The sequence below is a fragment of the Ehrlichia minasensis genome, assembly GCF_004181775.1.
GTDB classification, from domain to species: domain Bacteria; phylum Pseudomonadota; class Alphaproteobacteria; order Rickettsiales; family Anaplasmataceae; genus Ehrlichia; species Ehrlichia minasensis.
In genome coordinates, this window is sequence record NZ_QOHL01000037.1 from 1 (window position 1) to 6450 (window position 6450).

Below are 6450 nucleotides of genomic sequence, written 5' to 3' on the forward strand. Positions count from 1 at the left end.
TTCACCTTGTGTTTGAGAGTTATTTCCAATACCTTGATCAGACTTTTGTTGATCTTCTTTATCTTTTCCTGATAGCACTTTTTCCTACTCCTTCTCTAACATTTTTTATCTTTACTAGATTCAGTACTTACTTCACTTTTTCCAGCTGTAACTTTTAGATCTTAACGCTGACAGAGCACACCACTTGTCTGTGCACTTTACTCACCACTTTTTGATTGCATTGTTTCTTCACTAGTTTCAACATCTATAATTAGATATATCACCTGCACCACAACACTACTTCTACATCACATCTACCATGTCTGACTGTTCAGCTTTTACATACAGACTCTTTTCAACTCACTTTAGCTTCATCAGAGCCAGCAACCACCAATTTAACAACAGTGGTGTTACCACTTCACACATACAACTTAAGGAATAATATCATAATGTTAAGCTATAAAAACACACACTTATACTGAAAGTAAAGGAAGTTAAATTCCTAATACTTTATGTTACAATATTTTCAATATGTTTACAAGATTTATATAATCAACAATTTTAGAAGAACTTGTCCAAGAAAATCAGTACTAAATACCATTACTTACTCACTTAAAACAAACAATAACTGCTTTACATTACTCAGTAACTATGCACCTTAATTTTGTAGAACCACATTTATTTTATACAAACATCTATCTTTGCTGTCCTTTATCTTCACCAACATTAAAATTATTTATTATCCTATTATATATTTCAGCATATGCATCTATCTCTTCCTCACAAGCCTCTACACTCATTTTATCTACCAGCACACACAACTGCATAGCTAGATCCTTCATAATAGCTTCAAATACTACTCCTGTAGCAATAGCATTTCCAAGTTGCACAGGAAAGCGTTCAGAACATTGTTGCACAAGTATCCTTGGAAATTGCATGCCACACATTTTCACCGACTTTAAATCATTACCACTACTGCTATATAGATTGTTTACATTGCTAAAAAATAGAAGACATTTTCCTCCAATAACCCCTGCCCTAGAGTTATTCAATTTCATATGAGCAATTATTTCATCAATACCAGCGTCAAGCGGGATGTCACTAAAATCCCTATAATTCAAATACATACAACCTAACATAACAGCAGTATTTACTATTGCAAAATCTAATATTTGCTCAGAACACCCAGCAACACATAATCTCCTATTCACAAGATTACATAACAGAAGCAATAACCTTTTAAAATACAATGGACTGTGTACTATTTTTGGTTTTAAGGCTATGTACTTGTTAAAAAGCAAACTTAAATATTCTTTTAATTCATGTGCACTACAAGAATACATATAATGCATAGATTGAAAAACAATAATATCAACTTCATTCGGATTTGAGACAAACCAACCATTCCAAACCAAACTATTTCGCAGTGCAGTATTGTTAAATACTTGTGTACAACACAATAAGTAAGCATTTTTCATAACAAAACACAATAAATCCATATATTGTGCATCTGAAATCATTAAACTTTGTATCATACATTGATTAAAACTTAAATACCCATGCTCTACACAAAACATATTTTTATACATATTGTAGCAGTATATAAACTGCATGTGCTTCAGCTGAGACATTCTGTCTTGAAAATTTCGGTGTTTTTTGTAAGGCAATTGTTGCGACATGTTATCTCTGTTCACTAAAGATAATTTGAATGCCCCTCTTGGCACAGTAATCACAGGATTTCCATTAACCACAGTTACTTGTACAAGCATTGCAAGCTCACCAGTTTTTTTTTCCACAGGCATTGCATCCACTTGTGTTACACTAGTTGTCAATCCTACTTCTTGTTGAGTTGCAGCACTATCCTTTTTAAACTCCTTTTCACTTTGCACAAGAAAAGGATCTTTCTCACTATAACTCCCACTATCCCAATCAAAAAACTGAACTGCAGGTTTTTTAGGTCTCTCAGGTGGCTTAGGTCCTTTACCTTTAGTAGAACGATCTTTTGGCTTTGCACCTTCAAGTAAAGAGCTGTCACCAAGGACTTCGCCTTGATCTACATGAACTGAACTAGCTGCCATAGCTCCTTGTACATTAGACTTCTCAGTTGGCTTGGACTTCTCCACCCTAACAGGTTTAGTACGCTTTTTCGGCCTTGCACCTAGAGCTAAATATTGATCCTGTGAACCAGGTGCTTGTGCAACACCACCACTTCCTGCACCTGCACTTTTATCAGATTCTCCGTCTTGAGTTGATGTGCCAGCACCTGTATTTTGTACAGATGTATCACTACTAGGCCGTTGCAAGTCCTTACTAGATTCAGCACCATGCTTCTCATCTTCATCTTGAGTACCTTTATCAGATTTATTACTTTCTGCTTGCGCTTTCTGATCCGATCTCTTTCCACTCTCTTCCCCAGATTTTACATCCTTACCAGATGAAGTTTCATCACTATGTTTCTTACCTTGCTCTTCATTAACTTTATCAGATTCACCATCTACTGCTTGCACTTCCTGATCCGATCTCGTTTCATCCTCTTCTTCAGATTTTACATCCTTACCAGATGAAGTTTCATCACTATGTTTCTTACCTTGCTCTTCACCAACTTTACCAGATTCACCATCTACTGCTTGCACTTCCTGATCCGATCTCTTTCCACCCTCTTCTTCAGATTTTACATCCTTACCAGATGAAGTTTCATCACTATGTTTCTTACATTGCTCTTCACTAACTTTACCAGATTCACCATCTACTACTCGCACTTCCTGATCCGATCTCTTTCCACCCTCTTCTTCAGATTTTACATCCTTACTAGATGAAGTTTCATCACTATGTTTCTTACATTGCTCTTCACTAACTTTATCAGATTCACCATCTACTGCTTGCACTTCCTGATCCGATCTCTTTCCACCCTCTTCTTCAGATTTTACATCCTTACTAGATGAAGTTTCAGCATTAAGTTTATCACCTTGCCCTTGATCAACTTTATCAGGTGATTGCACAATCACTTTTTCTGCACTCTCAGGCTGCTTTTTCTCTTCTAACTTTTCCTTATCTTTGCTACTTGTTTTCACACTTCCATTAGAACTTTTATCATCTTTCTCAACTTGACATGTATCAGCTGCAACACCCTTTTGCACACCAGGGTCCTTAGATAACTTTGACTTTTTACCTTTAACAGGTCTAGTACGCTCTTTCGGCCTTGCACCTAGAATTAAATATTGATCCTGTGAACCAGTTGCTTGTGTAACACCACCACTTCCTGCACCTGCACTTTTATCAGATTCTCCGTCTTGAGTTGATGTGCCAGCACCTGTATTTTGTACAGATGTATCACTACTAGGTCGTTGCAAGTCCTTACTAGATTCAGTACCAGGCTTCTCACCTTCATCTTGAGTACCTTTATCAGATTTATTACCTTCCGCTTGAATGTCCTGATCTGATGTACTTTTAATCCCTTCTTCAGATTTTACATTTTTATCAGATGAAGTTTCATCACTATGTTTCTTACTTTGCTCTTCACTAACTTTACTAGATTCACCATCTACTGCTTGCACTCCCCGACCCGATCTCTCTCCATCCTCTTCTTCAGATTTTACATCCTTACTAGATGAAGTTTCAGCATTAAGTTCATCACATTGCCCTCGATCAACTCTATCAGGTGATTGCACATCTATTTTCTTATCTGCACGCTGTCTTCTCACACCTGATGTTTCCTGAGCTTCCGCTTGAGATGCTACATCTGTACTAGCCAAAACTTTCGCAGCACTTTTCCCACCTTGGCCAGATTTACTAGATCTGTGAGCATGCCGTTTACCACGTTTTAATCTACTCTTATGTTTACCAACCTTTCCTCGTTTACCAGATGCAGTAGTTCTACAATGGGTCTTATCTGATGTCCTCACAACATCCTTATTACTTTCTGATTTTTCATCCGTTCCAGATTCTTTTTCTTTCTCTTCGCCAGAATTACCGGTTACCAATTCTAGCAACGCCGTAGCTGCAAATCCAATAATAGTAGATACAACCACTAATGACACAAAAAACATAATACAACATAAAAACACACATTTATAAATAAGTATAGTATAAAGATACTAAATTATTAAATTTTTTTTTTATATATTTATATTTAATTTATAATAATTACTGAAGCATACATTTTCTTCAGTTTTAGTAATATCAAGGATTGTACTCACAATACAAAATTGCAGGATTGTTATGAGGTTTTCTTACAACAATTTCATTTTTCTTCAAATAAAATGAAAAATTAAAATGACGTATTCACATAAAAATCACCATTTTTATGTGAACACCTCTTATTTGAAGACACTAATTTTTCACAAGTATGTATTGATAACATGTTATCAACAGTCCAATTTTAACATCTTTAATATCAATGGCACAATATTGCATTTCTTTCACACTATAAAATACACTATTACAATGCTAGTTACATGTGTACCACTTCAAATCAAAGCACACTTATTTATCCCACATCACTACATTAATAAAACAACATAAAAGTCTTATAATTATTTTATCTTGCATTACAAATCTCTGGTCGTATCATACTTTGATAACATTGCATGATATTCCTTATATAACGCGAAACAGTATTTCGACGAATTAAAGGATAAAAATTCTTTACCATTTCTTGAACAAAAACACTAAAATTAATATCACCTTTTTCAACAGATGCCAGAATAGCGCAATCATTTTGCTGACAACACAGCATCATCATAGATCGCGGAACATACAAACCACGCACCGACGCTATACCATATATTTCAAAACAATATAAAGGACCAAAAGCAAACAAGACATTACAAGCCTGTACTCCGAGATCACATTCACAATCTAGCTTACAAGCTTCCATAAAATGTATACTTAGCTGTTCCTTTCTGCGAAGAATCATATTCTTTCCAAAGTGCAACAAACCATACGACATCATAGCAGATACAGAAATAAAGTTCATCACCTCCTCGTCTGTACTTTTATGCTTTAAAGAATCAACAGCACTATACAAAATTCTCATATTATCGTGAAACCAAGCAAGCTCAAACTTGTAGGACATATTTCTTAACACAATAAATCTAGACAATATTTTATATATATTGCAATGAACATCTACATCATTCTTTATAACCATCAAAATATCTGCCAGAATTCTATCTACTATACCTTCTTTTAACCTTGAACCAGCACATATACTCAAAAATTCTATTCCAAACATACTAAAAAACTGCACCAATATAGAATTCTTGATAAGAAAAATACATGTATTTTTATTTAAATGAAAAACATTTTGTAATAATAAATCCATATCAGAGTTAACAACAACTTTATCTCCTTCAAGATCAAACACCTTTTGCAACATATTTACACAATAATCAAAATGCATATCTTGAAAAACCCTTATATCCCTATTTAATACCTCATATCCCAACGGAACACTTTCTCCATTTCTTATTACTATTTGATCTACACCAGATAACTCCATCAACCGAGCAGATCGCTTTGCCTGTGATGTCACATTCGTTGCTGATTCTTTTTGTGTTGTGCTTTGTTTATCAAACTTAGACAATTGTACACTTTCCTCAGACTCTCTAGAGGCTAAACCTGTATTCTGTACTTTGTCGCTAAGCCGATTAGCAGCAACACCTGCATGACCATTGCCCAGCTGTGAATTCTCTCTTGAATTTCCGGATAATTGCACACCTTCCTTAGTAGAGTCTCTAGAAGTCAAATTGACATTCTGCACCCTCCCGTTAATTTGACTATTAACAACATTACCTACATTATTATTCAGTTGCCTTGTATTTTTCTTTGAATTTTTAGTTTTTATCATGAAGTCAGAAGACGCCATTTCTGGTATTTCAGACACTAAATTCCTCCCCTGTTCATATTGCCTTGTATTGACCTCACGTAATTGTATACCTGTACTAGATTTCTCACCTTCTAAATCAACATCAGATACTTGACCGCTAAGTTGTCTATTAACAACATTATCTGACCCTTCCAGTATTACACTACTATATTTTGGTTTTGCAGCAAGTTGTAAATATTCATCCTTTGACACAATAACAGAAGGACGTGTTATTAATGTATTCGATTCCAAACTACATTCTTCTTTATATTCTAATTGCATATCTTGAGGTAATACAGTTAACTCATCCCATGCTTTTTCAAACAACTCAGTATTTTGCTCCTTACTTAATTGATCAGATGATACATCTGGTTCAAGGCTCATGTTTAACTCATGTAGCTCCTGTTTAAGTAATTCTGCTTTTGCCTTTTTTGTAAGGTCATTAATACCAGATTCCTCTAAATTTACACACTGTTCTTGAACATTAGATTGATCACTAATACCACCAACTGTTTGACCATGTTCTGAACTTTCACTTTGAACTTTTGTCATTACTTCAGAAGATCCTGATTCTATGCTATCTAGAACTGCATTGTCTTGTTTTT

At 34.9% G+C, this 6450-nt stretch carries 2 protein-coding genes; both read right to left on the reverse strand.

Translation table 11 applies throughout. The annotated features are described in order from the left end of the window. Positions 1 to 674: 674 nt before the first annotated feature. A complete protein-coding gene (locus tag DRF75_RS04805) occupies positions 675 to 4016 on the reverse strand; it encodes a hypothetical protein (RefSeq protein WP_129992762.1) in 3342 nt (1113 codons plus the stop codon). Positions 4017 to 4516: 500 nt separating this feature from the next. After that, a partial coding sequence (locus DRF75_RS04810) for a DUF3514 domain-containing protein (protein ID WP_129992763.1) occupies positions 4517 to 6450 on the reverse strand: 1934 nt, incomplete at its 5' end.